At 66.9% G+C, this 26788-nt stretch carries 27 protein-coding genes; 20 read left to right on the top strand and 7 right to left on the bottom strand.

What is annotated here, in order from left to right:
• Positions 1-2 precede the first annotated feature (2 nt).
• Positions 3-2078 (bottom strand): transglycosylase domain-containing protein, encoded by a 2076-nt coding sequence (locus ACEQZY_RS02965; RefSeq protein WP_370152144.1) that lies wholly within the window; start codon positions 2076-2078, stop codon positions 3-5.
• Positions 2079-2428: 350 nt separating this feature from the next.
• On the opposite strand from ACEQZY_RS02965, the gene ACEQZY_RS02970 reads away from it, so the two are divergent.
• From ACEQZY_RS02970 to ACEQZY_RS02980, 3 genes are all read left to right on the top strand, one after another.
• Complete coding sequence (locus tag ACEQZY_RS02970; RefSeq protein ID WP_370152146.1) at positions 2429-3202, top strand: metal ABC transporter ATP-binding protein; 774 nt, start codon at positions 2429-2431, stop codon at positions 3200-3202.
• An 88-nt stretch (positions 3203-3290) separates the two neighbouring features.
• Positions 3291-4112 carry a metal ABC transporter permease gene (locus tag ACEQZY_RS02975; protein WP_341703496.1) on the top strand — a complete coding sequence of 274 codons (822 nt, stop codon included), beginning with the start codon at positions 3291-3293 and terminating at the stop codon, positions 4110-4112.
• 99 nt (positions 4113-4211) lie between these two features.
• Positions 4212-4736 carry a PAS domain-containing protein gene (locus ACEQZY_RS02980; RefSeq protein WP_341703491.1) on the top strand — a complete coding sequence of 175 codons (525 nt, stop codon included), beginning with the start codon at positions 4212-4214 and terminating at the stop codon, positions 4734-4736.
• A gap of 103 nt (positions 4737-4839) precedes the next feature.
• Here ACEQZY_RS02980 and ACEQZY_RS02985 read toward each other — a convergent pair whose 3' ends face one another.
• Both ACEQZY_RS02985 and leuA read right to left on the bottom strand, forming a co-directional pair.
• Positions 4840-5178, bottom strand: coding sequence for a P-II family nitrogen regulator (locus tag ACEQZY_RS02985; RefSeq protein ID WP_341703490.1), 339 nt, complete (start codon positions 5176-5178; stop codon positions 4840-4842).
• Between the two features lie 211 nt (positions 5179-5389).
• A complete protein-coding gene (leuA, locus tag ACEQZY_RS02990) occupies positions 5390-7117 on the bottom strand; it encodes a 2-isopropylmalate synthase (protein WP_370152150.1) in 1728 nt (575 codons plus the stop codon).
• Positions 7118-7542: 425 nt separating this feature from the next.
• On the opposite strand from leuA, the gene ACEQZY_RS02995 reads away from it, so the two are divergent.
• The 6 genes from ACEQZY_RS02995 to ACEQZY_RS03020 all read left to right on the top strand — a co-directional run bounded on the left by ACEQZY_RS02995 (position 7543) and on the right by ACEQZY_RS03020 (position 12273).
• The gene (locus ACEQZY_RS02995) at positions 7543-8244 is read left to right on the top strand and encodes a CoA transferase subunit A (RefSeq protein WP_341703489.1); all 702 of its coding nucleotides are present in this window, start codon (positions 7543-7545) and stop codon (positions 8242-8244) included.
• Positions 8245-8264: 20 nt separating this feature from the next.
• A complete protein-coding gene (locus ACEQZY_RS03000; protein ID WP_341703488.1) occupies positions 8265-8915 on the top strand; it encodes a CoA transferase subunit B in 651 nt (216 codons plus the stop codon).
• Positions 8916-9061: 146 nt separating this feature from the next.
• Positions 9062-10525 carry a M20 family peptidase gene (locus tag ACEQZY_RS03005; protein WP_370152154.1) on the top strand — a complete coding sequence of 488 codons (1464 nt, stop codon included), beginning with the start codon at positions 9062-9064 and terminating at the stop codon, positions 10523-10525.
• 88 nt (positions 10526-10613) lie between these two features.
• Complete coding sequence (locus ACEQZY_RS03010; protein WP_341703486.1) at positions 10614-10988, top strand: DUF6152 family protein; 375 nt, start codon at positions 10614-10616, stop codon at positions 10986-10988.
• Between the two features lie 11 nt (positions 10989-10999).
• Positions 11000-11497: a hypothetical protein gene (locus ACEQZY_RS03015; protein WP_341703485.1), complete on the top strand. Its 498-nt coding sequence runs from the start codon at positions 11000-11002 to the stop codon at positions 11495-11497.
• Between the two features lie 221 nt (positions 11498-11718).
• Positions 11719-12273: a YbaY family lipoprotein gene (locus ACEQZY_RS03020; protein ID WP_370152158.1), complete on the top strand. Its 555-nt coding sequence runs from the start codon at positions 11719-11721 to the stop codon at positions 12271-12273.
• Between the two features lie 22 nt (positions 12274-12295).
• On the opposite strand, the gene ACEQZY_RS03025 is transcribed toward ACEQZY_RS03020, so the two are convergent.
• Together ACEQZY_RS03025 and ACEQZY_RS03030 are read right to left on the bottom strand one after the other, a co-directional pair.
• Entirely contained in the window at positions 12296-12727 is a 432-nt protein-coding gene (locus ACEQZY_RS03025) for a hypothetical protein (protein ID WP_341703483.1), read from the bottom strand.
• A gap of 43 nt (positions 12728-12770) precedes the next feature.
• Positions 12771-13154, bottom strand: a complete 384-nt coding sequence (locus ACEQZY_RS03030) for a YkvA family protein (RefSeq protein ID WP_370152161.1) — start codon at positions 13152-13154, stop codon at positions 12771-12773.
• 119 nt (positions 13155-13273) lie between these two features.
• On the opposite strand from ACEQZY_RS03030, the gene ACEQZY_RS03035 reads away from it, so the two are divergent.
• From ACEQZY_RS03035 to ACEQZY_RS03075, 9 genes are all read left to right on the top strand, one after another.
• Positions 13274-14035, top strand: coding sequence for an SDR family NAD(P)-dependent oxidoreductase (locus ACEQZY_RS03035; RefSeq protein WP_341703481.1), 762 nt, complete (start codon positions 13274-13276; stop codon positions 14033-14035).
• 198 nt (positions 14036-14233) lie between these two features.
• Positions 14234-14575, top strand: coding sequence for a metalloregulator ArsR/SmtB family transcription factor (locus ACEQZY_RS03040; RefSeq protein WP_341703480.1), 342 nt, complete (start codon positions 14234-14236; stop codon positions 14573-14575).
• Positions 14572-15513, top strand: a complete 942-nt coding sequence (locus ACEQZY_RS03045; protein WP_370152166.1) for an SRPBCC family protein — start codon at positions 14572-14574, stop codon at positions 15511-15513. The genes ACEQZY_RS03040 and ACEQZY_RS03045 overlap by 4 nt, the downstream gene beginning before the upstream one ends.
• 156 nt (positions 15514-15669) lie before the next feature.
• Positions 15670-16638 carry a malate dehydrogenase gene (gene mdh, locus ACEQZY_RS03050; protein ID WP_341703478.1) on the top strand — a complete coding sequence of 323 codons (969 nt, stop codon included), beginning with the start codon at positions 15670-15672 and terminating at the stop codon, positions 16636-16638.
• A gap of 30 nt (positions 16639-16668) precedes the next feature.
• Positions 16669-17358 (top strand): lysoplasmalogenase, encoded by a 690-nt coding sequence (locus ACEQZY_RS03055; protein ID WP_370152169.1) that lies wholly within the window; start codon positions 16669-16671, stop codon positions 17356-17358.
• A 36-nt stretch (positions 17359-17394) separates the two neighbouring features.
• Entirely contained in the window at positions 17395-17589 is a 195-nt protein-coding gene (locus ACEQZY_RS03060) for a YqaE/Pmp3 family membrane protein (RefSeq protein ID WP_341703476.1), read from the top strand.
• Between the two features lie 130 nt (positions 17590-17719).
• Positions 17720-18421 carry a hypothetical protein gene (locus ACEQZY_RS03065; RefSeq protein WP_341703475.1) on the top strand — a complete coding sequence of 234 codons (702 nt, stop codon included), beginning with the start codon at positions 17720-17722 and terminating at the stop codon, positions 18419-18421.
• Positions 18418-19590 (top strand): M48 family metalloprotease, encoded by a 1173-nt coding sequence (locus ACEQZY_RS03070; protein WP_341703474.1) that lies wholly within the window; start codon positions 18418-18420, stop codon positions 19588-19590. The genes ACEQZY_RS03065 and ACEQZY_RS03070 overlap by 4 nt, the downstream gene beginning before the upstream one ends.
• Positions 19590-20189: a hypothetical protein gene (locus tag ACEQZY_RS03075; protein WP_370152174.1), complete on the top strand. Its 600-nt coding sequence runs from the start codon at positions 19590-19592 to the stop codon at positions 20187-20189. The genes ACEQZY_RS03070 and ACEQZY_RS03075 overlap by 1 nt, the downstream gene beginning before the upstream one ends.
• Before the next feature lie 3 nt (positions 20190-20192).
• Here the strand turns inward: ACEQZY_RS03075 and bioB are convergent, their stop codons facing one another.
• A complete protein-coding gene (bioB, locus tag ACEQZY_RS03080; protein WP_341703494.1) occupies positions 20193-21218 on the bottom strand; it encodes a biotin synthase BioB in 1026 nt (341 codons plus the stop codon).
• A 196-nt stretch (positions 21219-21414) separates the two neighbouring features.
• Here bioB and ACEQZY_RS03085 point away from each other — a divergent pair, with 196 nt between their 5' ends.
• Complete coding sequence (locus ACEQZY_RS03085; protein ID WP_341703471.1) at positions 21415-22095, top strand: response regulator transcription factor; 681 nt, start codon at positions 21415-21417, stop codon at positions 22093-22095.
• A gap of 15 nt (positions 22096-22110) precedes the next feature.
• Here the strand turns inward: ACEQZY_RS03085 and ACEQZY_RS03090 are convergent, their stop codons facing one another.
• Positions 22111-25962, bottom strand: coding sequence for a NahK/ErcS family hybrid sensor histidine kinase/response regulator (locus ACEQZY_RS03090; protein ID WP_341703470.1), 3852 nt, complete (start codon positions 25960-25962; stop codon positions 22111-22113).
• A 114-nt stretch (positions 25963-26076) separates the two neighbouring features.
• Here ACEQZY_RS03090 and mtgA point away from each other — a divergent pair, with 114 nt between their 5' ends.
• Complete coding sequence (mtgA, locus tag ACEQZY_RS03095; protein WP_370152178.1) at positions 26077-26757, top strand: monofunctional biosynthetic peptidoglycan transglycosylase; 681 nt, start codon at positions 26077-26079, stop codon at positions 26755-26757.
• Positions 26758-26788: the final 31 nt, after the last annotated feature.

A 26788-nucleotide genomic window follows, 5' to 3' on the forward strand; every position in this document is an offset into this window, starting at 1 on the left:
GCCTACCGGACCGGCTGCGGACCGGTCTGCCAGATCATGCGCGGCTCGCTGTTCTGGCCGGGAGCCAGCAGGTCCTCGCGTTCGACCGGGGCGGCCTGCGGTTCGGCGCGCTGGGTGCTGCCGCTGCCGAACTGGCTGACGATGCTGTCCCACAGCGACGACAGGCTGAAACTACGCGCCGCCGGTGCGGGCAGGGCGCTGACCGGTTTGCCTTTCAGAGCTTCGCCCATGAAGCTGCGCCAGATCTGTGCCGGCAGGCCGCTGCCGGTAACCTTCTTCGTCGGCGTGTTGTCGTCATTGCCGACCCAGACGGCGGCAACGAGGTCGGGCGTGTAACCGACATACCAGGCGTCGCGGTAGTCCGAGGTCGTGCCGGTCTTGCCGGCGGCCGGCCGGCCGATCCGGGCGGCGCGACCGGTGCCGGTTTCGGTGACGGCGCGCAGCAGGTCGTTGATGTCGCCCAGGGCATCGTCGTCGATCATGCGGGCGGTCATGCCGCCGGTGCTGCGCTCGTACAGCAGGTTGCCGCGGCCGTCGCTGATCCGCAGCACGCCATAGGGCTGCACGGCATAGCCACCATTGGCGAAGGCGGCATAGGCGGCGGTCAGTTCCAGCACGCCGACCTCGAAAGAGCCCAGCGCCAGCGAGGGATGCGGTTTCAGGTCGCTGGTGATGCCAAGCCGGCGGGCGGTCTCGATCACCCTGTCGCGGCCGACTTTCTCGTCGAGCTGCACGGCGATGGTATTGATCGAATGGGCGGCTGCTTCGCGCAGGGTCATGCTGCCGTGATACTGGCCGTCATAGTTGCGCGGCCGCCAGTTGCCGATGCTGATCGGGCCATCGACGAATTCATCATCCGGGCGGATGCCGTTTTCCAGCGCGGTCAGATACACCAGCGGCTTGAAGGCCGAGCCGGGCTGGCGGCGCGCCAGGGTGGCGCGGTTGAAGGAGCTTTCCAGATAGTCGCGGCCGCCGATCATCGCGCGGACGGCGCCGTTGGGGGCCAGCGCCACCAGCGCCGCCTGTCCGACATCCTGCCGCTCGGCCTCGCGATCCATCAGCGCCTCGACCGCATGTTCGGCGCCGCCCTGCAGATGCGGGTCCATGGTGGTCACCACGCGCAGATCGGCATGGCCGCGGCCGACCAGCTGGTAAACCTCCTCGACCACCCAGTCGGCGAAGTAACGCGCATTGGGCAGCGGGATGCGCGACCGGGCCAGCCGGGCCGGGCTGGCAATGGCGGCCCTGGCCGTCGCGTCGCTGATGAAGCCGGCATCGGCCATATTCAGCAGCACCTGGGCGGCGCGGCTCTGGGCCGATTTGATGTTGCCGGTGGGGGCCAGCCGTGAGGGAGCCTTCAGCAGGCCGACCAGCATCGCGCATTCGGTCAGCGACAGCCGGCTGGCCGGCTTGTCGAAATAGCGCTGCGCGGCCGCCTCGACGCCATGGGCGCCGGCCCCGAAATAGACCCGGTTCAGGTACATCTCAAGAATCTGGTCCTTGGTGAAGTTGCGCTCCAGCCAGAAGGCCAGCAGCAGTTCCTGCACCTTGCGCTTCAGCGTGCGGTCGCGGTCGAGAAAGACATTCTTGGCCAGCTGCTGGGTCAGGGTGGAGCCGCCCTGCACGACGCGGCCGGCCTTCAGATTGGCCAGGCTGGCGCGGGCGAGCCCGACCGGATCGATGCCGAAATGGCTGTAGAAGCGCCGGTCCTCGGTGGCGATCAGGGCCTGCGGCAGGGCAGCGGGCAGCGCCTTCAGCGGCTGATGCTCGCCGTAGAGGTCGCCATAGGTGGCCAGCACGGTGCCGTCGGCGGCTTCGAGGGTCAGGGAATTGCGCCGCTCGATGATATACAGGTCGTCCAGTTCCGGCAGGTCATAGGCATACCAGGCCACCATGCCGCCCAGCGCCACGATGCCCCAGATTCCGGCCAGCAGTCCGAGGCGTGCGAGCCGGCCGAACCAGCTGCGGCTGCCGCTCCGGCTGCCCCGGCCGCGCCTGCGGCCCGCCGCCCGCCCGGCCGACGGGCGGCCGTCGGCGGCAGGGGATTTCGAGGGCTTCTGGCGGGGTCGTGTGGCCATGGTGACTCGGATTGCAGGGGCCGGCTGCCCGGATGGCCGGCGCGAACGGAAAACGGAAATCCGGCCCGGGTGTCCCGGGCGAATCCCCCTGACGGCCGCCGGATCATCTGGCAGCGGAATGTGTTGGGTTTAGGGCAATCAGGGTTGACGGGAGGTGAAGAGAATATGTTATATGATAACAATCTCATTCATTGCCCGGTATCCTGCATGCACCGCCATCGGCCAGAATCTGGTTTCGATTTCCCGGTGGCCGTTCTGGCCGCCGGCCTGTGGCTGCGCGTTGCCGTGCTGCTGCCGCTGGTCTTCGCCCTCTGGGCGGCGATCGCCTGGGCGCTGCAGGGCTAGCGGAGATGGCTGTGACCGCCAGCACCGCGCCGGCCATCCGGCTGGAGAATGTCACGGTCACCTATGACCGGCATCCGGCCGTGCATCATGTCAGCGGCCATTTCGCGCCGGGTTCGCTGACCGCGGTGGTCGGGCCGAACGGTGCCGGCAAGTCCACCCTGCTGAAGGCCATGGTGGGCCGCCTGCCGGTGGCGGATGGCCGCATCGACCGTGGCGGCCTCGATATGCGCGATATCGCCTTTCTGCCGCAGCAGGCCGCGATCGACCGCAGCTATCCGATCTCGGTGATCGAGACGGTGCTGCTCGGGCACTGGCAGCGGGCCGGTGCCTTCGGCCATATCGGCCGTGCCGGAATCGCCGCGGCCAGCAATGCGCTGGCGGCGGTCGGGCTGGAGGGCTTCGAGCGCCGGCCGCTGTCGACCCTCTCGGTTGGCCAGGCGCAGCGGGCCCTGTTTGCCCGGGTGCTGGTGCAGGATGCCCGTGTCATCCTGCTCGACGAACCCTTCAATGCCCTCGACGCCCGCACCATCACCGACCTGCTGGCGCTGCTGCAGCGCTGGCATGGCGAGCAGCGCACGGTGATCGCGGTGCTGCATGATTTCGACATGGTACGGCGGCATTTTCCCGAGGCCGTCTACCTGGCCCGGCGGCTGGTCGACTGGGGCCCGGTCGATGCCGTGCTGACCGCCGAGAACCAGCTGGCGGCCCGTCGCATGGCCGAATCGTGGGACGAGCATGCGGATCTCTGCCATGCCGGCGATGTCGGCAATGCCGCCTGACGCACCCCGCCGCTGACCGGATACGCCCGTGACCTTTCTCGAAACCGCCTGGCATTTCCTGTTCGGCCCGTTTGCCGAATTCGCCTTCATGCGCCGGGCCCTGGTGGCCTGCCTGGCGATGGCGCTGGGCAGCGCGCCGATCGGCGTGGTCCTGATGCTGCGGCGGATGAGCCTGTTCGGCGAGGCGATGAGCCACGCCATCCTGCCCGGCGCCGCGGCCGGCTTTCTGGTGGCCGGTTTCTCGCTGCCGGCGATCAGCATCGGCGGCGTTATCGCCGGCCTGGTCGTGGCACTGGCGGCTGGCGCCGCCACCCGGGCCACCGACCAGCGCGAGGATGCCAGCTTCGCCGCCTTTTACCTGATGGCGCTGGCGCTCGGCGTGACGCTGATCTCGACCCGCGGTTCGGCGGTCGACGTGATGCAGCTGCTGTTCGGTTCCGTGCTGGCGGTGGATGAGCCGGCGCTGCTGCTGATGGGCGGCGTCTCGACCGTCAGCCTGCTCGCCTTCGCCGCCATCTACCGGCCGCTGCTGGTCGACGGCTTCGATCCGGATTTCCTGCGCGATGCCCGCGGCGGTGGCACGCTGTACCATTTCGTGTTTCTGGGTCTGGTCGTGGTCAACCTGGTGGCGGCTTTCCAGGCGCTGGGCAGCCTGATGGCGGTCGGCCTGATGATGCTGCCTGCGCTGGCGGCCCGCTACTGGACGCGGTCGCTGATCGGTGCGCTTGCGGCAGCTTCGGGTATTGCGCTGCTGTCGGGCTATTGCGGGTTGCTGGTGTCATTCCATGCCGACCTGCCGTCCGGTCCCGCCATCGTGCTGTTTGCCGGTTTCGCCTATCTGGTCTCGCTGGTGGCGGGCCGGCAGGGGTTGGTCCGGCTGTGGCAGGAGCGCCGGCATCTCGAGGCCTGAAGGCCGGTGGGGCTGCCACGTTTGACCTAGGTCAAACGCCGCCCGGCACAGCCACATAATAATGCCGCCGCGGATGCTTACTCTGGAGGCGGGTCCGGCATGACAAAATATGCAGCCCGGCCGACCGGCAGGGAGATTTTTTTCGGCGAGGACGAGATCATCGTCAGCAAGACCGACCTGAAGGGCCGGATCACCTATGCCAACGATGTCTTCTGCCGCGTTGCCGGGTATGCCGAGCATGAACTGCGCGCGGCACCGCACAGCATCGTGCGACATCCGGACATGCCGCGCTGCGTGTTCTGGCTGCTGTGGGAAACCATCTCGAAAGGCAGCGAGATTTTTGCCTATGTGAAGAACATGGCGAAGAACGGCGACTTCTACTGGGTCTTCGCCCATGTCACCCCGAGCTATGACGAGAGCGGCCAGATCGCCGGCTATCATTCCAGCCGGCGCCGGCCGGACCCGGCCGCCGTGGATAAGGCCGCCGCGCTGTATGCGCAGCTGCTGGCGGTCGAGAACAGCCATGCCGATCGCAGGCAGGGCCTGCAGGCCGGCATCGATGCGATGCTGGCGCGGCTGTCGGCGGCGGATCTGACCTACGAGGCCTTCGTCTTTTCGCTGTGATCGGCGCCGCGGCCGCGCACCGCCCCGGCAACAAAAAAACCGGCCGCCAGCGGGATGACGGCTGGCGGCCGGATTGGTCTGCCCGGAACGGCGTTCGGAAAATTCAGAGCGCGTCGTCGTCGGTCTCGCCCGTGCGGATGCGCAGGGCCTTGTTGATGTCCATCACGAAAATCTTGCCGTCACCGATCTGGCCGGTCTTGGCGGCATTCTGGATCGCCTCCACGACGCGGTCGGCCAGCGAGGATTTCACCGCCACCTCGATCTTCACCTTCGGCAGGAAGCTGACGGCATATTCGGCGCCGCGGTAAATCTCGGTATGGCCTTTCTGGCGGCCGAAGCCCTTCACTTCCGTGACGGTCAGGCCCTCGACGCCGAGGCTTGTCAGGGCCTCCCGCACCTCGTCGAGCTTGAACGGCTTGATCACTGCCATGACCAGTTTCATGTGTCGCACTCCTCAACGTTGTTGGCCGTTTTCCGGGCCTTTGCCCTTCCGGCGCGTCGTCACCCTGTCCACCTTTCAAGAAGCGTGCCGGGTCCTGCGGCGCGAGTCGCAGGCCACTTTAGCCTGCCGGAGGCGGCAACCGGAAGGCGCTTCGGGCAGGGGGCTGCCCGAAACGCAGTCCATAAGCCTAAAAATTAGGCGATCCGGATGCTCAACCAGCCGCCAGCAGACGGTTCGCCGCCGAGGTCACGGCCTTGAGCGAGGCGGCGACGATATTCCGGTCACGGCCGACCCCGAACAGGGTGGTGCCGTCCGGACGCCGCACCTCGACATAGGCCACGGCTTCCGAGGCGGCGCCGCCGCTGACCGCGGCCGGGCTGATCGCATGCTCGCGGTAATCGATGAGGTCGATCTTCACCCCGGCATGGCGCCCCAGCGCGTCGATATAGGCATCGATCGGCCCGGTGCCGGTACCCTGCAGCTCGATCTCGCGGCCGCCGTCCCGGATGGTGGCGGTCAGGCTGCGCTGCTCGCTCTTGTGCGGATCCGGCAGGGTGCGGTGCCCGGCAAAGTCGAAGCGGTGACCCGGCTGGCTGAGATACTCGCCATCGAAGGCCTCCCAGATCAGCTGCGGGCTGATCTCCTTGCCGGTGCCGTCGGCGATCTTCTGGATCACCTGGCTGAACTCGATCTGCAGGCGGCGCGGCAGCTCCAGGCCGTAGTCGTTTTCCAGCACATAGGAGACGCCACCCTTGCCGGACTGGCTGTTGATGCGGATCACCGGCTCGTAGGCACGGCCGACATCGGCCGGGTCGATCGGCAGGTAGGGCACTTCCCAGACGCCGTCGTTGCGCTGGGCCTGAGCGGTCATGCCCTTCTTGATCGCATCCTGGTGCGAGCCGGAAAACGCCGTGAAGGCCAGCTCGCCCACGTAAGGGTGGCGCGGATGCACCGGCAGCTGGTTGCAGTATTCCGCCGTGCGGGCGACCGCAGTGATGTCGCTGAAATCCAGCTCGGGATCGACACCCTGGCTGAACAGGTTCATCGCCAGCGTCACCACGTCGACATTGCCGGTACGTTCGCCGTTGCCGAACAGCGTGCCCTCGACCCGGTCGGCGCCGGCCATCACGCCCAGCTCCGCCGCCGCCACGCCGGTGCCGCGGTCGTTATGCGGATGCAGGCTGAGGATGATGCAGTCGCGGTTCTTCACCTTGCGCAGGAAATACTCGATCTGGTCGGCATAGATGTTGGCCGTCGACATCTCCACCGTGGCCGGCAGGTTGAAGATCACCTTTTTCTGCGGCGTCGGCTGCCAGACATCCATCACCGCCTCGCAGATCTCGATGGCATAATCCAGTTCGGTGCCGGTGAAGCTTTCCGGCGAATACTGGAAGACCCAGTCGGTCTCCGGCGCCGCATCGGCCAGCTGCTTCACCAGCCTGGCACCATCGGTGGCGATTTTCGTGATGCCGGCCTGGTCGAGGCCGAACACCACCCGCCGCTGCAGGGTCGAGGTCGAGTTGTACAGATGCACGATGGCGCGATGCACGCCCTTCAGAGCCGCGAAGGTGCGGGTGATCAGCTCCGGCCGTGCCTGGGTCAGCACCTGGATGGTGACATCGGCCGGGATCGCCCCTTCCTCGATGATCTGGCGCACGAAGGCGAAATCGGTATCGGAGGCGGCCGGAAAGCCGACCTCGATCTCCTTGAAGCCGAGCTGCACCAGGGTGTCGAACATGCGGCGCTTGCGCTCGGGGCCCATCGGCTCGATCAGGGCCTGGTTGCCGTCGCGCAGGTCGACGCTGCACCAGACCGGCGCCCGGGTGATGGTGCGGTTCGGCCAGGTGCGGTCGGGCAGGGGGACCGGCTGGAACGGTCGGTATTTGTGGAAGGGCATCTTGGCCGGGCTGGCGGCCGGGATTTTGGACTGGGCGGTCATGGCTTCGCTCCTGAAGCGGAAAGGTGGATCGACGACTTGGATGGGGCCGGATACGGCCGCCGAGAGGCCCGCGGGCTCAGCGGCCGCAGGTAAGTCGAAGTGCCAGAAGCGAAACGGCAGGCGACAGCCGCGCCGGACGGACGGCGCAGCGGGAAATCACGGCAATGGATGAAATCTGGGCAGACATGGAAACCAACCGACTGGATTGACAGCGCACACGCTCGAAACCGTCCCGACCCTGCTTACAGGATCGGGCCGCTAAGGAGGAGGGTGAGCAGTCGGCGGTTTTTGTTCATATCCCTAACAAAATGACAGCCGGCGGGCCTGCCGTCAAGCAGACCGTTGCCGCTGGCCGGCCGCGCCGCTAATGTCCCCGCGTTTCTAGGGACTTGATCCCGGCACCCACCGATCCAGGAAGCAGGGGCATGAAGAAAGTTTATCCAGACGCAAAGGCGGCGCTCGAGGGCGTCACGCGTGACGGCATGATGGTGATGTGCGGCGGTTTCGGCCTCTGCGGCGTGCCGGAACGGCTGATCGACGCCCTGATGGACAGCGGCGCCAAGGACCTGACCTGCGTGTCGAACAATGCCGGCGTCGACGGCGCCGGGCTGGGCAAGCTGCTGGAGACCCGGCAGATCAGGAAGATGATCTCGTCCTATGTGGGCGAGAACAAGATCTTCGCCAAGCAGTATCTGGCCGGCGAGCTGGAACTGGAATTCAACCCGCAGGGCACCATGGCCGAGCGCATCCGCGCCGGCGGCGCCGGTATTCCGGCCTTCTTCACCAAGACCGGTGTCGGCACCCTGATTGCCGAGGGCAAGGAAGAGCGCGAATTCAACGGCGAGCGCTACATCATGGAAACCGGTCTTGTGGCCGACCTGTCGCTGGTCAAGGCCTGGAAGGCCGATACCGAAGGCAACCTGATCTACCGCAAGACCGCGCGCAACTTCAATCCGATGATGGCCACGGCCGGCCGCGTCACCGTGGCCGAGGTCGAGGAGATCGTCGAGCCCGGCCAGCTGAACCCGGACATGATCCATACGCCTGGCATCTATGTGCAGCGCCTGATCTGCGGCGCGCCGTACAACAAGATCATCGAGAACCGCACCGTGCGGAAGCGCGCCTGAGAAGAGGGAGGGACAGCACCATGGCTTGGACCCGCGATGAAATGGCCGCCCGCGCAGCGAAAGAGCTGAAGGACGGCTTCTACGTCAATCTCGGCATTGGCATCCCGACGCTGGTGTCGAACTACATTCCCGACGGCGTGAAGGTCGTGCTGCAGTCGGAAAACGGTATGCTCGGCATGGGCCCCTTCCCCTACGAGGGCGAGGAGGATCCGGACCTGATTAATGCTGGCAAGCAGACCATCACCGAACTGCCGATCTCGAGCTACTTCTCGTCGGCCGACAGCTTCGCGATGATCCGCGGCGGCCATATCGACCTCTCCATTCTCGGCGCTATGCAGGTGGCCGAGAATGGCGATCTCGCCAACTGGATGATCCCCGGCAAGATGGTCAAGGGCATGGGTGGCGCCATGGATCTGGTCGCCGGCGTCAAGAAGGTGGTGGTCGTGATGGACCACACCGCCAAGGACGGTGAGAAGAAGCTGCTGAAGAGCTGCAACCTGCCGCTGACCGGCGCCGGCGTGGTCGATATGGTGATCACCGATCTGGCGGTCTTCGAGATCGACAAGAAGAAGGGCGGCATGACCCTGATCGAGCGCGCTCCCGGCGTTTCGCTCGAGGAAATCCGTGACAAGACCGAGCCGGATTTCAAGCTGGGTGCCGGCGCCAAGTAGGCGCGGACACACGGCTCCGACCGACAGCCCCGGCCGCAAGGCCGGGGCTTTTTTGTGCGCCGCAGCGTCCCGGGCTTGCGCAGCGTCAACTTGCCGGCGGCACGGCCGGGCCATAGCCTGCGATCTTTCCATACGGGAGTCGCGCCATGATCCGGAAACTGCTGCTTGCCCTGCTGGCCGTCATCGTCGTGGTGGCCGGCATCGTGGTCTACCGCGCCATCACCTTCGTGCCGGCCGAGACGACGGCCGTGCAGCCGGCCGATTACCCGATCGACGCCGATGCGGTCGCCGGCCGGCTGTCGGAGGCCGTGCGTTTCCAGACCATTTCGCGGCAGCCCCCCGAGCCGGCCGATCCGGTCCCCTTTGCGGCCTATATCGCCTGGCTGGAGACCGCCTATCCCGACCTGCATGCGGCGCTGAAGCGCGAGCGTCTGGGCAGCCATGCCCTCCTTTACACATGGCCGGGCCGCGATCCGGCGGCGAAACCGGTGATGCTGACCGCCCATTATGACGTGGTGCCTGTGATTCCGGGTACCGAGGGCAAATGGACCCATCCGCCCTTCGCCGGTGTCATCGCCGACGGCCATGTCTGGGGGCGCGGCACCCTGGACGACAAGGGCGCGATGATCACCATGCTGGAAGCGGTGAGCCATCTGCTGCGCGAGGGGTTCGTGCCGAAGCAGACCGTTTATCTTGCCTTCGGCGACGACGAAGAAGTGGGCGGCGAGCGCGGTGCCGGTGCCATCGTTGCGCATCTGCAGGCGCAGAAGGTGCGGCTGGACTGGTCGCTGGACGAGGGATCCTTCGTGCTGGACGGCATCGTCCCCGGCGTGGCGCGGCCGCTGGCCAGCATCAATATCGCCGAGAAGGGCTACCTGACCCTGCAACTGACCGCCCAGGCTGCCGGCGGGCATTCCTCGATGCCGCCGCGCGAGACCGCGGTCGGCCTGATCGCCGAGGCCATCGTCAGGTTGCAGCGGGCACCGCTGCCCGGCGGCCTCGATGGCGTCAGCGGACAGGCCTTCGGCGCCATGGCGCGAAACATGTCGTTCGACAAGCGCATCCTGTTTGCCAACCAGTGGCTGTTCGGCGGTCTGCTGGATCATGTGCTGTCGCAGGCGCCGACCACCAATGCGATGCTGCGCACCACCACGGCGCCGACCATGCTGTCGGGCAGCGTGAAGGAGAATGTGCTGCCGATCGAGGCGACCGGAACGGTGAATTTCCGCCTGCATCCGCGCGATACCGTCGACGGCGTGATCGCCTACGTGAAGCAGACAATCGCCGACGAGCGGATCACGGTTTCGGTTGTCGGCCGTGCGTCGGAGCCTTCCGCAGTGGCGGGCACCGCCACGGCAGGCTTCCGCGCCATGGCTGCTGCCGTGCGGCGCAGTTACGGCGATGCGGTGGTGCTGCCCGGCCTGACCATCGCGGCGACCGACAGCGCCCATTACGGGGCGATATCCGATAATGCCTATCGCTTCAATCCGATGATGATCACGGCACAGGACCTGACCGGCTTCCATGGCACCAACGAGCGCCTGTCGCTGGAAAACCTGGCGCGGGCGACTGCCTTTTATATTGACCTGCTGAAAACAACCGGCGGCTGAAGCCCGGCGGCACCATTCTGGCATTGCTGCCGGCCGGCGGCGCCCTATTGTCGGAGCCTGTGGCCAGCCAGCACAGGAGGACACCGTCATGCAGCGCCGCCATCTGACAATCGCCCTTGCCGGCCTTGGTATCCTGGGGCTGGCCGGTCTCGCCCTGCCGGGTCCGGCAGAGGCCCATCATGGCTGGGGTTCGTATGACGCCAGCCGCACCCTGACCCTCGACGGTGTTGTCGAGAAGGTGGTTCCCGACAATCCGCATGCCGAACTGGTGCTGCGGGCCGATGGCAGATCCTGGCAGGTGATCCTTTCGCCACCTTACCGGATGGCCAATCGCGGCAAGGCCATCGCCGAGATCAAGGCCGGCGACCGGTTGATCGCGGTCGGCTATGCCAGCAAGCAGCACGAGAACGAGATGCGGGCCGAACGGATCACCCATAACGGGGTGACGGTCGAACTGCGCTGACGGGGCCCGCGATGGAGCATGCGCCGCTGGATCATCCGCTATTGGTTGGCCTTGAGCAGTCGGCACTGGGGGCGGCCATGCGGCAGTCGCTGGTGCTGTATCCCGGTGCCGAGGTGCTGCATATCCTGGGCTTTGCCCTGCTGGTTGGCAGCATCGTCGGCTTCGATCTGCGGGTGCTGGGGCTGAGCCGGCACCTGCCGGTGGCGGCCTTCGCCCGTCACAGCGTGCCGCTGGCCATGCTGGGTTTCGCCATGGCCCTGCCGACCGGGCTGATGCTGTTCTCGACCGAGGCGACCAGCATCGCCGCCAACCCGGCATTCCAGTTCAAGCTTGTCTGCATCTTCGCGGGCCTCGCCAATGCGGCGCTGTTCCATCTCGGCCCGTGGCGTCGCATGCGGGACTGGGACAGTGGCATCCCGGCGCCGCGGGCGGCACGGATCGGCGCCGGAATCTCGCTCTGCGCCTGGATCGGCGCCATCTGCGGCGGGCGGCTGATCGCCTATTTCTGAGCTATCCGCGGGGCATGGCCGGCGCCGGAATCCGGCCATATTGGCGCCCCGCTGCCGCCATCTTCCGGCAGTCAGATCGCTGGTGCCGCGTTGCGGGGCCGGACATTCATCCGGCAGGCAGGCTGTAGCGACGGCAGGTGGAAACGGGATGCGGCCATGGTTTGCCATGGCGGTTCCCACCGTAACCCCTGTTGCATGGTCAACACCACAAGGAGACAACCATGATCCTCCGTCGCAGCTTTCTCACTGCCGCCGCCGCCCTGGCGGTTTCGTCCTTCGCTGCCTGCGCGTCGCGGGCCAGTTCCGTCGATGGCACCGTTTCCTATCGCGAACGGCTGATCCTGCCGGCGGATTCCCGGGTCGTCGTCCGGCTGGAGGACATCACCAGGGGCCAGGCCTATCCGGTCGTCGTTGCCGAGCAGTATATCCTGCCGCAGAGCGCGGCCGTCACCCGCTTCTCTCTGCCCTACAGCCTGAACGACATCGACCCGGGCGCCACTTACGTGGTAACCGCCTGGATCGAGCAGGGCGGCCGTGTCCTGTTCCGCAATGCGCAACTCCACCAGGTGCTGACCAAGACGGCGCCGAAAACCGGCATCCATGTCGAACTCGAACAGGTAACGGCGATGTTCGTGCCGGCGCCGACGGGCACCGTGGTGCAGCCGGCCGCCGGCACGGTGATCGTGCAGCCGAGCCCGCAGGCCGGCACCATGGTGATCGCTCCGGCGCCGGCCCAGGCGCCGGCCGGCAGCGTCATCCTGCAGCCGGCCCGCTGACCAGAGCCCTCTCGGCAGCGTCTCAGGGGCAGGGCACCTCGCGGAAGGCATAGACACGGTCGTCGACCGGTCGGAAGCCGCCGCCATTCCGAGTGTCCTGCCCCTGCAGCAGCCAGTCGGGCGACAGGTAGGTCTGGTAAGCCAGGCAGATGCTGCGGCCGTCGCGTTCGCTGCGGGTGTATTCGGCCCGTGCCGCCCAGCGGCCATCGGCCTGCAGCAGTTCGGTGATGCCGCCACTGATGCGGATGCGCCACTGCAGCGGTGGTCCCTCGCGGACAGCGAGGCGCACCGGTCCGGCCTGCGGCGGCAGGATCACCGTTTCGGTCAGCACATGGCCGCCGGCCAGCACCGTACCGGCCTCGAAAAACAGTGGCGGCGCCCGCTCGGCGGCAGGGCTGCCGGCCACCGGGAAAGCGAGGCCGGCCAGCAGCAGAGGCAGCGCGGATCGCATCATGGCCGCAGCCTAGCACGGCCGCCGCACCGGATCATGGCCGGTCTCAACCCGGCCGGCGCATCCGCTCCAGCCAGGCGCGGGCCTTCTCGCGATGGGTTTCGGTGATGCTGCTGTCCACCGCGCGGATCGCCGCCAGCAGCACGGCAAGGTCGTCGGTGTAGCCCATGGCGCCGAGGATGTCGGGGATCATGTCGACCGGCACCACGAAATAGGCGATGGCCCCCAGCAGGATCGCCTTGGCGCCGGCCGGGGTTTGCGGGTCGATGGCGGCGTGGAAGGCCGCAAGGAACGTCTCGGCAAAGGGCAGATGTCCCAGCACTGCGGAAATCTTGCGCCAGAAACGGCGCTGCAGGCGCGGCTCTTCCTGCGCCAGCCGGGCCGGATCGGCCGGCAGCTGATAGGCCGTGGGGTTCGGATCGACAGTCACCTGCCAGATATTGGGGGTGGCGAGGCCAACCGCAAGGTCACCCGGCTCTCGTCAGCCGGCGCCTGATCTGTTAGAACCCGGCGACTTCGTTGTATGAGCAAACAATCAGGAGGAATGTCATGCAGTTACAGGGCGTAGGCGCGATTGTCACCGGCGGCGCCTCGGGTCTGGGCGCAGCCACCGCGCGCGAACTGGCCAAGGGCGGTGCCAAGGTCGCCATTTTCGACATGAACCTGGAGCTTGCCGAGCAGACCGCAAAGGAAATCGGCGGCGTGGCGGTCAAATGCGATGTCGCCGACGGCCCCGGCGGCGAGGCGGCCGTCAAGGACGCCATTGCCAAGGTCGGCCCAGTGCGCGTGCTGGTCAACTGCGCCGGCGTTGGCACGCCGATGAAGGCGGTCGGCAAGGATGGTCCGGTGGCGCTGGAGAAATTCATCAAGGTGGTGCAGATCAACCTGATCGGCACCTTCAACATGATCCGTCTGGTGGCGCATCACATGCAGCAGCAGCCGGAAATGGCCGACAAGGAACGCGGCTGCATCATCAACACCGCCTCGGTCGCCGCTTTCGACGGCCAGATCGGCCAGCCGGCCTATGGCGCCTCGAAGGCGGGCGTGCACGGCATGACCCTGCCGCTGGCGCGCGAATTCGCCCAGTTCGGCATCCGCGTCTGCACCATCGCGCCGGGCCTGTTCGGCACGCCGATGATGTTCGCCCTGCCGCCGGAAGCGCAGGAAAGCTTGGGCAAGTCGGTGCCGTATCCCTCGCGGCTGGGCCGTCCGGAGGAATACGCCACGCTCGCCCGCCATATCTGCGAGAACACCATGCTGAACGGCGAGACCATCCGTCTCGACGGTGCCCTGCGCATGGCGCCGCGGTAACGCGGGGCCATCGCAAAGGGAAGCCTGCGGATGGCGCCCCACTGACGCGCCAGGGCATGGCCCTGCTGAGGCGCCGTTAACATACCGAACGGCAACGGCCGCCGGAGCGATCCGGCGGCCGTCTTCATGGCGCAGAAATAGTAAGCCGAACAGGTAACTGTTATTGACAGCTTCCGGTTCGTCCATATAGTTAGCTATATGGCTAAGTATGATCCCGATCTCTCGCTGCTCTTCCACGCGCTGGCCGACCCGACCCGCCGGTCGATCCTGACCCGGCTGGCCGAAGAACCGACGCGGGTCACTGATCTGGCCGGTCCCACCGGACTGCGGCTGCCCACGGTGATGCGCCACCTGTCGGTGCTGGAAGAGGCGGGCTTGATCTCGACCTCCAAAGACGGGCGGACGCGAACCTGCGCCATCGTGCCGGAAGCCCTCAATCCGGCGCGGACATGGCTGGATGAACAGCGGGACATCTGGGAAGCCCGGCTCGATCGGCTGGATGCCTTTGTGATGACTGTGATGAAGGAGCGTAGCGAATGACACGGAAGTCGGCTTCCACCAGCATGGCGCGCACGGCACCGACCGACCGACAGGGCCGTTTTGCGACGCTGACCTTCGAGCGGGATGTGGCTGCGCCGGTATCGGTGCTGTGGCAGGCCTGGACGGCGCCGGCCGCGCGCAGCATTTGGGCCGCGCCCATGCCCTCGGTCACCGTGGAGTTTCTGGAGGCCGACAGCAGGGTGGGCGGGCGCGAGGTCTCGCTCTGCAAGATGGCGGGACAGCCGGATATCCGTTGCGAGATTGGCTGGCTGGACTTGCAGCCAGCCCGGCGCAGCGTGAATTACGAGGTGGTGTCATGCGGGGGCGTGAGGCAATCGGCCGCCTTGGTGACGGCGGATGTCTCCGGCACGGAGTCTTCGGATGCGGGCGAGCACAGCCGGCTGGTCGTGACGGTACAACTGTCCTCACTGGCTGCGGATATGGAGACGGGATACCGGCAGGGCTTCGGTGCGGGGCTGGACAATCTTGCAGGCGTAGCTGAACGAACCATGGTGCTGGAGCGCGTGATCGGGGCGCCGCGGCACCTGGTCTGGGGAGCATGGATGAACCCCGAGACACTGCCGCAATGGTGGGGGCCGGACGGCTATTCCTGCCGGACGACGCGGATCGATCTGCGGGCCGGCGGCGAATGGGTCTTCGACATGATTGCGCCAGATGGCACGGTCTTCCCGAACCACCATCGTTATGGCGAGGTCCGGGCCGGGGAAAGGATCGGCTACACGCTTCACTGGGGCGAGAATGGGCCCAAGCATGCCGATGCCTGGGCCTTGTTCGAGGATATGGATGGGGCAACGAAGGTTACGCTGGGCATGGTGTTCAGCACGGCTGCGGAATACCAGACGGCCAAGGGCTTCGGTGCCGTGGAGCTGGGGCTGCAGACGCTGGGCAAACTGGACCGTTTCGTCGCATCCCGCTGAGACCCCCACCCTTGACGGCAATCTTCTTTGCCGGAAACTTGGCCGCTTTCGGCCTTCGGAGGGTCCCCGGAGCCTTGCCCGCCCGGGCGATTCCCGGTACCCCTTGGGCCGACCGTTTCCACCCCTGACTATCAGCCATTTCCGGAGGTTTTTCCCATGGCGCGCAACAAAATCGCCCTGATCGGCGGCGGCAATATCGGTGGCACCCTGGCCCTGCTGGCCGGCCTGAAGGAACTCGGCGACATCACCATCTTCGACGTGGTCGAAGGCCTGCCGCAGGGCAAGGCGCTCGACATGGCGCAGGCCGGCGCCGTCGAGGGCTTCGATGCCAAGCTGCGCGGCACCCAGGATTACAAGGACATCGCCGGTTCGGATGTCATCATCGTCACCGCCGGTGTCGCCCGCAAGCCGGGCATGAGCCGCGACGACCTGCTGGGCATCAACATCAAGGTGATGCAGGCGGTCGGCGCCGGCATCAAGGCCCATGCGCCGAACGCCTTCGTCATCTGCATCACCAACCCGCTCGATGCCATGGTCTGGGTGCTGCGCGAAGTCTGCGGCCTGCCGCATAACAAGGTGATCGGCATGGCCGGCGTGCTCGACAGTGCCCGCTTCCGCCATTTCCTGGCCGAGGAATTCAACGTCTCGGTCAACGACGTGAACGCTTTCGTGCTGGGCGGCCACGGCGACACCATGGTGCCGCTGATCCGCTATTCCACCGTGGCCGGCATCCCGGTGCCCGACCTGATCAAGATGGGCTGGTCGACCCAGGAGAAGATCGACAAGATCGTGCAGCGCACCCGCGACGGCGGCGCCGAGATCGTTGGTCTGCTGAAGACCGGTTCGGCCTTCTACGCGCCCGCGTCGTCGGCCATCGAGATGGCCGAGAGCTACCTGAAGGACAAGCGCCGCGTGCTGCCCTGCGCCGCCTGGCTCGATGGTGGCAAGTATGGGCAGTCCGGCATGTATGTCGGCGTGCCGGTGGTGATCGGCGCCAACGGCGTCGAGAAGATCGTCGAGATCGAGCTGAATGCCGAAGAGAAGAAGATGTTCGAGCATTCGGCCAATGCCGTGAAGGGCCTGGTCGACGCCTGCAAGCAGATCGATCCGAGCCTGGGCAAGTAAGGCGCCCGGCAGGGAGGCCGTATCTCTGCCATGAACGATGCGGCGCGCCGGAATCCCTCCGGCGCGCCGCTGTCGTTTCTGCTGCCCGTCAGTGCCGCGCTCGTGCTGGCGGCGGTCTATCTCGCGCAGCCCTGGCTGCTGCTGCCGGTCTGGCTGGCGGCGGCAGTGAAGGGGGCGGTCTGCCCGCTGCTGGCGCTGGCGCTGTGGCGGTCCCGCGATGGCGATGCCGATGCGCGGCGCCTGGGGCTGGCGCTGCTGCTGTCGGCCGCCGGCGATGTGTTTCTCGCAGTCGATCCCGCCGGCCTGTTCGTGGCCGGGCTGGGCAGCTTCCTGCTGGCGCATCTGATCTATCTCTGGCAGTTCCTGCGCCACCGGCCGCGGCCCCTTGCGCTGCCCGGTCCGCGGCTGCTGGCAATGGCGGCGATTGTCGTGGCGGTGGCCGGGATGCTGGCGGTGCTGCTGCCCGGCCTCGGCGCCCTGGCCGGGCCGGTCGTTGCCTATATCGGGGCGATCACCGCGATGGCGCTGGCGGCCGCGCTGCTGCCCGGCCGCGGCCTCGTCCTTTCGGGAGCCGTGCTGTTCATGCTGTCGGACTCCCTGATTGCCCTGAACAAGTTCGTCGCCCCGGTGCCGGCGGCCGGCGCCGCGATCTGGATCAGCTATGTGGCGGCCCAGCTGCTGATCGTTCTGGGCTGGCGCGGAGAGCGCCGAATCGCCTAGGCTCGCAGCAGTGATGACAATCCGGAGCCGACGGCCATGCGCCTGCTGATCGCGATCTTCCTGCCCTTCCTGCTGTTCTTCACCATCGGCCGGCCGATTGCCGGCATCATCTGCCTGATCCTGCAGATCACCCTGATCGGCTGGATTCCGGCAGCCCTTTGGGCGGTCTACGCGCTCAGCCAGTACAGCACAGCGAAGCAGATCGAGGCGGCGACCGGGCGGCAGGGCTAGGGCGGCAGGGCTAGCTGCCGGTCCCCCTGTCCCGTTTGCCGTGAGAATTCTTCCGGTCCGCACCACTGGGCTGTTGCCCGCCAGAACAGTTCCCGTATAAATAGTCGTGGGGACATATTGGGGGGGTGCCATGGTGCGCAGAATTGTTGTTGCCATTGGCCTTATGCTGGCGCTTGCGGCCTGCAACACCAGAACACACCAGCTGACAACCACGCTCAACAGAACCGACGGCGAGCAGCCTAAAATCATCCTGATGCCTCTGGACGTCGAGCTGTCGCTGCTGTCGGCCGGCGGCCTGCCGGAACCCCGGGCGGACTGGACCGAGACGGCGAACAAGCTGCTGCTGGAGGCGATCCGCACCGAGAACCAGTCGCGGAATGTGCGGCTGGCGATTTTTGACGACAATGATGCTGGTGTGGAGAAGGATCTCTCCAACCAGCTGATCAAGCTGCACGGGGCAGTCGGCAGGTCAATCCTGTTGCACCAGTATACGCCGGAAAACGGGCTGCCGACCAAGGCGGACCGGTTCGAGTGGAGTCTCGGACCCGAGGCGCGGGCGCTGAAAGAGAGCCACAAGGCGGATTACGCGCTATTCGTCTGGATGCGTGACAGCTACACCAGCGGCGGCCGTGCGGTGATGATGTTCCTGGCCGCGGCAGCCTTCGGCGTGGCGCTGCCGGGCGGCCAGCAGGTCGGCTTCGCCTCGCTGGTCGATCTCGAGACCGGCAACGTCGTCTGGTTCAACCTGCTGGCGCGGGGCAACGGCGACCTCCGCAACGCTGAAGGTGCGCAGAATACCGCGCAGGCCCTGCTGTCGCAGCTGCCGCAATGATCGCACCGCACCGCCGCAGTGTTCTCGGCGGGCTCTGCTCCTGCGGGCTGCTGGGCCTCGGCGGCTGCGTCACCAACATGGCGAATGAAGCGCCGATGACGGCGGGCTACCGGCCGCAGTCGGATACCGACGAAGGGGGATTGTGGTACATCGTCGACCGGGTCGAACGTAATGTCGAGCGGTCGCGCTATCGCGTCCGCGACCCTGACTGGAATACCTATCTGACGGATATCGTCCGGCGGCTCAGCCCCGACCTGCATGCGGATATGCGCGTGTATCTGCTGCGGGCGCCGTATTTCAATGCCTCGATGGCTCCCAACGGCATGATGCAGGTGAATAGCGGGCTGCTGCTGAGGGCGAAGGACGAGGCGCAGCTCGCCGCCGTCATCGGGCATGAGATCGGACATTACACCCAGAAGCATGGACTGGCGCGGATGCGGGATGCCAAGGCGCGCGCAGATGTCGGCATCTTTCTCAGCATGGGTCTGGCGCTGGCCGGGGTGGGGGCGGCCGGCGATCTTGCCAACCTGCTGTTGATCGCCGGGCAGTATTCCTACAGCCGCGAGCATGAGCGCGAAGCCGACGAAATCGGTCTGCAGCGGATGGCTGCGGCCGGTTACCGGCCGATGGCGGCCTCCGAGGTCTGGCAGCAGCTGATCGAGGAGGATGAGGCCGATCCCAACCGCCAATCGCCCAGCGTGCTGTTTGCCACTCATCCGGCGCAGCAGGAACGGATGGAGACGCTGAAGGGTAGGGCACAGCAGATAAGCGGCGGCGACAGGCATGCGGACCGCTACCGGACGCATATCAGCAAGATCAGGGCCCTGCTGCTGGAAGACGAACTTCGCCTGCGCCAGTACGACCGCTCGCTGGTGCTGCTGCGCCGCCTGCAGGCCGAGACGCCGGAGGATGGCGAGTTGATCTATTTCGAGGGTGAAGTCTACCGTCTTCGGGACGGCGACGGCGACCGCAGGCTTGCCCGTGAGACCTACGAAAAGGCGCTTGCCGCTGGCGGCTGTCCGCCCGAGGCCTGGCGCGCCCTGGGGCAGATTCAGCGCAAGGACAGCCAGCACGATGCCGCCCGTGGGTCTTTCCGCCGGTATCTGGAGCTGAAACCGGAAGCCGACGACCGCATGATCATCAAGAGCTACTTGGAAAGAAGCGTGTGATGCAGACCAGAAAGATATTTCGCCTGATTGCGGTGACCCTGCTGCTTGGGGTGGCTGCCGCCTGTGCGCCATACAGCCTCGTGCCGCCGGCGAAAACGGAAGTGGCCGGTTTCACGGTGGAGAATGACATCGCCTGGAACAAGATTAACCAGCTGCGCCTCGAAAGCAGTGCTCCGGTCGGCTACTGGACGGCAGACGGCCCGGCGCTGAACGGCATCCTTTTCATTGGTGGGGTCAGGAGTGGGGAGCCGATCCTGAAATTGTCCGGCACCGAAAAGGATGCGACCTTCGTGTTTCGCGACAGCATGACCCCGGTAGAGGTTGTCGAGCTGTGGGAAGCGACACTGGCGAAGCTCTACAGCACTTCGCTGGCCGATGCGAAGAACATTCAGCCCGGCCGCTTTGCCGGCCTCGACGGATTCAGCTTCGACCTCGACTATGTCACCAAGGACGAAGTGGATCGCCGGGGGCGCGGCCATGCTGCGGTCAAGGACGGCCGACTGTACCTGATCTTCTATTCAGGCACGCGGCTTCACCATTATGGCCTGCGCCTGCCGGCGGCGGAGCGAATCGCCCAGACTGCGAAAATCGGCAGCTGATCCCTATTCCGCCGCGGCCGGGCTGTCCAGTTCGGCGGTGGCATAGGGCATCGGCGTGATACCCAGCTTTCCGAACAGCGCGCCGTCGCGGTCCTGGCCGGGGTTCTTCGTGGTCAGCAGCCGGTCGCCGAGAAAGATCGAATTGGCGCCGGCGAGGAAGGCCAGCGCCTGCAGTTCGTCGCTCATCTCCTCGCGGCCGGCCGACAGCCGCACCACCGATTCCGGCATGACGATGCGGGCCACGGCGATGGTGCGCACGAAGTCGATGCCATCGGGCTTTGCCTGACCGGCAAGCGGCGTGCCTTCCACCTGCACCAGCATGTTGACCGGAACGCTTTCCGGATGTGCCGGCAGGGTGGCCAGGCTGTGCAGCAGGCCGATGCGGTCATCGCTGCTTTCGCCGAGGCCGACGATACCGCCGCAGCAGACCTTCATCCCCGCCGCCCGCACATGGGCGAGCGTGTCCAGCCGGTCCTGGTAGGTGCGGGTGGTGATGATGGCGCCGTAATGTTCGGGCGAGGTGTCGAGGTTGTGGTTGTAGTAATCGAGGCCGGCAGCCCGCAAACGTTGCGCCTGATCGGGGGTCAGCATGCCCAGCGTGGCGCAGGTTTCCATGCCCAGCGCCTTCACTTCGGCAATCATGCGGCCGACCTTCTCGATATCGCGGTCCTTGGGGTTGCGCCAGGCGGCGCCCATGCAGAAGCGGCTGGCCCCGTCTTTCTTGGCGGCGCGGGCGGCCTGCAGGGTTGCCTCGAGATCCATCAGCTTGCCGGCTTCGACCCCGGTCTCGAAGGCGGCGCTCTGCGGGCAGTAGGCGCAGTCTTCCGGGCAGCCCCCCGTCTTGATGCTGAGCAGGCTGCTCATCTGCACCGCGTTGGCATCGAAATGCCGCCGGTGCACCTGCTGGGCGAGGAAGATCAGGTCGGAAAACGGCAGGGCGAACAGGGCCGCAATTTCTGCCCGCGTCCAGTTGTGCCGGGGCTGGCCGCTGCTGCATTGCCGCGCCAGGGCGGTGACATCGACAGGCATGGCATCGACAGGCGGGGCGCTGGCGGGCCGGGGCTGGCTGGCGGCTGGCTGGCTGGCGGCGGGCTGGGGCATGGCGGATCTCCCTGTCGGACCGGACGGCAGCGCCTGCACTAGCCCGCCAGCCCCCTGCTGTCCAGTGCCGGCCGGATCGGGTCTTCGCCTTGCTGCCCGGCGGAGGCTGGTCTACCCTGACGGCATGACGGGGACGGGCAAGGCCGGCGCAGAAGCGGCGCTCACAATCATCATCGCAGACGACCATCCGCTGGTGCGCGAGGCATTGAGCCAGGCGCTGCGCCAGGCGCTGGCCGGGGTATCGGTGATCGGCACCGGCGACCTTGCCGGGGCGCGGGCCGCGCTGGATGGCCAGGACAATGTCGATCTGCTGATCCTCGATCTCGACATGCCGGGTATGGACGGTTTTGCCGGCCTGGCCGCGGTGCGGGCCAGCCATCCCGCCGTGCCGGTGGCGATGGTGTCGTCGACCCGCGATCCGGCCGTAATGCGGCGGGCCATCGAATTCGGCGCCGCCGCCTTTGTGCCGAAATCGGCGCCGCTGGAAACCATCGCCAGCGCATTGCAGGCGGTGCTGGATGGCGAGGTCTGGCTGCCCCCCGAGGCCGATGGCGCCGATGGTGCCGGTGCCGCGGATGCGGTGCCGGGCGATTTCGCCCGCCGGGTCAGCGAGCTGACCCCGCAGCAGTTCCGTGTGCTCACCCTGCTCAGCAAGGGCAAGCTGAACAAGCAGATCGCGCATGAACTCTCGGTCGGCGAGGCCACCGTGAAGGCGCATGTGACCGCGATCCTGAAAAAGCTCGGCGTCCGCAGCCGCACCCAGGCGGTGATCGCCGCCCGGCATTTCGCCATCGACGGCCCCTGAGGGCGGCGGCCGGCCTCAATCCTCGCCGGTCGCCGCCAGCGCACCGTCATCGGCGGCACGCCCCGGCCGGCGCCGCTGGCTGATCAGGGCGCGCAGCGCAGCCGGCTTCACCGGCTTGTGCAGGATGTCGACCTGCATGGCGGCGGCACGGCGGCGCATGTCCTGGTCGCGGTCGGCGGTGATCAGGATGGCCGGCAGATGCAGGCCCCAGTCCTGGCGCAGCCGTTCGATCGCTTCCAGGCCGTCGGGCTCGCCGTCATCCAGGTGGAAATCGGCCAGAATGATGTCCGGTGCCCGGCCTGCAGCCGCCAGTGCCTGGCGGGCATCGGCCAGTGAAGCCACCGCCGCGACGTTGCAGGACCAGCCTTCCAGCAGGGTCACCATGGCCTCGCGCACGCCGGCCTCGTTGTCGAGGCACAGGATGAAGCTGCCGGCCAGCGAACCGGCGATCGCCGGCTCGGCAATGCCGGCCGGGGCGGGCCGGGCCGGCTCGACGACGGCCTTCGGCAGGCTGACCGAGAATGCCGAGCCATGCCCGTACACCGATTGCAGGGTGACCGGCGTATCCAGCATGCGGGCGATGCGGTCGACGATGGCAAGGCCGAGGCCGAGGCCGCGTTCGCTGTCGTCGCCGCTGGCACTGCCGCGGTCGAGGCGGGCGAATTCCTGGAAGATGGTGCTGCGCTTGTCTTCCGGAATGCCGGGGCCGTTGTCGCAGACATCGACGCGGATGCGGTCGCCGTTGCGGCGGCAGCCGACCACCACGCGCCGGTCGCTGCGGTCGGTTCGCGCATAGCGGATGGCATTGGCGACCAGGTTCTGCAGTACGCGGCGCAGCAGGGCGGCATCGGTGCTGACGGTGGCCTCGGTATGCACCAGGCGCAGGGTCACGCCGCGTTTCGCCGCCAGCGGCGCGAAACCGGCGACGATCGAGTCCAGCAGGGGCCCGAGTGCAACCGGGCGGATCTCCGGTTTGACGGCGCCGGCATCCAGCTTCGAGATGTCGAGCAGGGCATCCAGCAGCAGTTCGACCGAACCGAGGCCATGGTCGATCTTGGCCACCAGCGGATTGTCCGGCTCGCGTTCGGACAGGGCCGCCGTGAACAGGCGCGCCGCATGCAGGGGCTGCAGCAGGTCGTGGCTGGCAGCGGCAAGGAAGCGGGTCTTGCCCAGGTTGGCCGCTTCGGCTTCGGCACGGGAATGTTCGAGCTCCTGGATGGCGAGCTGCAGTTCTGCCGTGCGCTCGGCCACCCGGCGTTCCAGTCCTTCATAGGCGGCGCGGAGTGCCGCATCGGCGCGCCGCCGCTCGGTGATGTCCTGGTACAGCAGGAAGAAGCCGAGCACCTTGCCGCGTTCGTCGATATGCGGAATGTACGTGCCGTGCGCCACTTCGATCTTGGCGTCGTTGGTGGGGAATTCGGTTTCGAAACTCTGCCGGTTGCCGGCCAGTGCGGCATCGATGAAAGGCTTCAGGCGGCTGTAGCGTTCTTCCGACAGCATTTCCCGCACGCTGCGGCCGTCGATCTGCTGCTGCGTCAGGTTCAGTGCGCGGCGGAACAGCATGTTGGAGAAGCGGTAGCGTTCCTCGTGATCGACATAGGCGATCAGCACCGGCACGTTGTCGGTGTAGACCCGCATGGCCCGCTCGGAATCGCGCAATGCCTCGGCTGCGCGCACCCGCTCGCTGATATCGGTGCAGGTGGCGACCTGGCCGCCATCCGGCATCGGGTCGGTGCGGATTTCGATCACCCGGCCATCGGGCTGGCGCTTTTCGTAGATGCGCAGGCCATCGGCATTCGAGCCCAGCAGTTCGATCAGGTCGGGAGCGGTGTCGCCGGCCAGGGCATCCAGAGGGATGCCGTTTTCGGCGCGCCCCGGCGGCAGGCCCAGCAGGTCGAAGAACCGCTCGTTCCAGGCAACCAGGCGGCGGCCGCCGTCGAACACGCCGATCCCCTGGCTGATATGGTCCAGCGTGGTGCGCAGCAGGTCGAGATTGTGGCGGATCGCTTCGGAAGCTTCGCCCAGCATCGCGCGGGCCGCTTTCGGACTGAGCGGACTGCGCCCCTGCACCGAAGCCATGACGATGCGTGCCGAGGCGGCGCCGATGGCACCGCTGAGCAGGTGCTCGGTAAAGGCCACCGCCTCGGCCGCGCTCATCTGCCGGCCGGCAAAGGCGCGCGCGGCGCGGTCAAGGCCGATGAAGCGGGCAGCCAGGGCCCGGTATTCGTCGATGCGCGGGTCATGGGCCGTATCGGCCGCCGCCGGGACAATGGGGCGGCCGCTGCCGGAAACGAAGATCTCCGCCTGCTGGATGTCGCGGCGGCGGGCGCGGGCCAGAAGCGAAACCAGAACCAGCAGGGCGGTGTTGGCCAGCAGGCTGGCGACAAAACCCTGCAGGATGGGGTCGAAACCGCTGACCGGTGGCGGCATCATGCTGGTCAGCGGTGCCCGCATCGCCCCGCCGCCCGCGGCACCTTCGATGGATGGCAGCAGCAGGGAATGCAGCCAGACGGCAAAGCCCGCCCCCAGGCCGGCGATGACGCCGTGGCGATGGGCCCGCCGCCAGTAGAGGCCGAACAGCAGCGGCGGCGCAAAATTCGCCACGGCGCAGAACGAGATCATGCCGATCGAGGCCAGCGGCAGATAACCGGCGATCCAGCTGTGGTAGATATAGGCGGCAATCAGGATCAGAACGACCGCGGCCCGCCGCACGTTCAGCACGATCTGGCCGACCTCGCCCGAGCCGCCTGCCCGCGAGCGCAGCAGCAGGGGGGTGACCAGTTCGTTCGACACCATGGTCGACAATGCCATGCAGGCGACGATCACCATCGATGTCGCCGCCGACAGGCCGCCGATGAAGGCGAAGACCGACAGCGACAGCTGGTCGAACAGCATCGGCACGGTGATGACGAAGACATCCGGGTTGGAGCCGGTCTGCATGATCAGCAGGCCGGCGGCGGCAATCGGCACCACGAAAAGATTGATCGCCACCAGGTAGCCGGGAAACAGCCAGCGTGCCGCCTTCAGGCTTTTCTCCTCGGCATTCTCCACCACGGCAACATGGAACTGGCGCGGCAGGCACAGGAAGGCAAAAGCCGACAGCAGGGTCATCACCAGCCAGTTGCTGCCGATGCTGCCGCTCAGCCGCTCGGCCAGCTCCGGCTCGGCGCGCACCCGGTCGAACAGGGTGTTGCCGCTGTCGAACAGGCCGAACACCACGTAGATGCCGACGGCACAGAAGGCCGCCAGCTTGACCAGCGACTCGAAGGCAATGGCCAGCATCATGCCGCGATGCTGTTCGGTTGCCTGCACATGGCGCACGCCGAACAGGATGGTGAACAGGGCCATGATGCCGGCGACGAAGATGGCGGTATCGCGCCAGGGCGGTGGCAGGTTGGCATCCAGCAGATGCGCCATGTCGCTGCCGACCATCACCTCGAAGGTGATGCTGACCGCCTGCATCTGCAAGGCGATATAAGGCAGCACGCCGATCACGGCGATCAGGGTCACCAGCACCGCCACCGCGCGGCTCTTGCCATAGCGCGAGCCGATGAAGTCGGCGATCGATGTGACATTCTGCCGCTTGGCAACGGCAATCATCTTTGCCATCACCGGATAGCCGGCGGTGATCGCCAGGATCGGGCCGACATAGATCAGGATGAAATCGGTGCCCGACGAGGCGGCACGCCCGACCGAGCCGTAGAAGGTCCAGGATGTGCAGTAGATCGCCAGCGACAGGGCATAGATCACCGCACCGCTGCGGCCCTGGTACCAGCGTCCGGCAAGGCGGTCTCCCAGATGGGCGATCGCGAACAGCAGTCCGAGATAGCCCAGGGACAGAAGCAGGATGGCGCTGCCCTGCAGCATCGGATTGTTTTCTCCCCGTTCCGGAAGAGTTAAGCCTGTCCACCGGCCCGTGTCCACAGGACTCGGTGGCGGCACCCGGTTGAGTTTCCGGCCGCTTCGGGGTCTGCTGCGGTCATGAGACGGCTGCTGATTCGCCTCGCCAAGGCCGCCCTGCTGGCCGTGCTCGGCTTCTGGCTGGGCGGCCTGCTGCTGTACCGTTTCGTCGATCCGCCAGCGACCCCGCTGATGGTGATCCGCAGCCTCGAGCGCGGAGCGCTGGTCGCCTACCGGCCGGTCGGGCTGGAGGCCGTCGCCGCCAGCCTGCCGCGTGCCGTGGTGGCGGCCGAGGATGGCCGCTTCTGCCTGCATCATGGCATCGACTTTGCCGCCGTGCAGGACGCCATCGAGGATTACGGCGAGAGCGGCCGCCTGCGGGGTGCCAGCACCATCACCATGCAGGTTGCCCGCAACCTGTTCCTGTGGCCCGGCGGCGGCTTCCTGCGCAAGGCGATCGAGGCGCCGCTGGCTTTGCTGCTGGATGCCCTGTGGCCGAAGCGGCGCATCCTCGAGGTCTATCTCAATATCGCCGAGATGGGGGACGGGCTGTTCGGCGCCGAAGCGGCCGCGCAGGCGCATTTCGGCCATCCGGCCGCCCGGCTGGACCGCAACGAGGCCAGCCGCCTGGCCGCCATCCTGCCCAGTCCGCGGCACTGGGATGCCGGCCGGCCCGACAGCTATGTGCTGCGCCGCGCCAGCATTCTGCGGGCGCGGATGGCACAGACTAGCCGCGAGCAGCTGGCCTGCTTCGAGCGCTGACCGGGTCCGGACCCTTGCGCTGGCCGGCCCG

The organism is Ferrovibrio sp. (assembly GCF_964218355.1).
Lineage (GTDB): Bacteria > Pseudomonadota > Alphaproteobacteria > Ferrovibrionales > Ferrovibrionaceae > Ferrovibrio.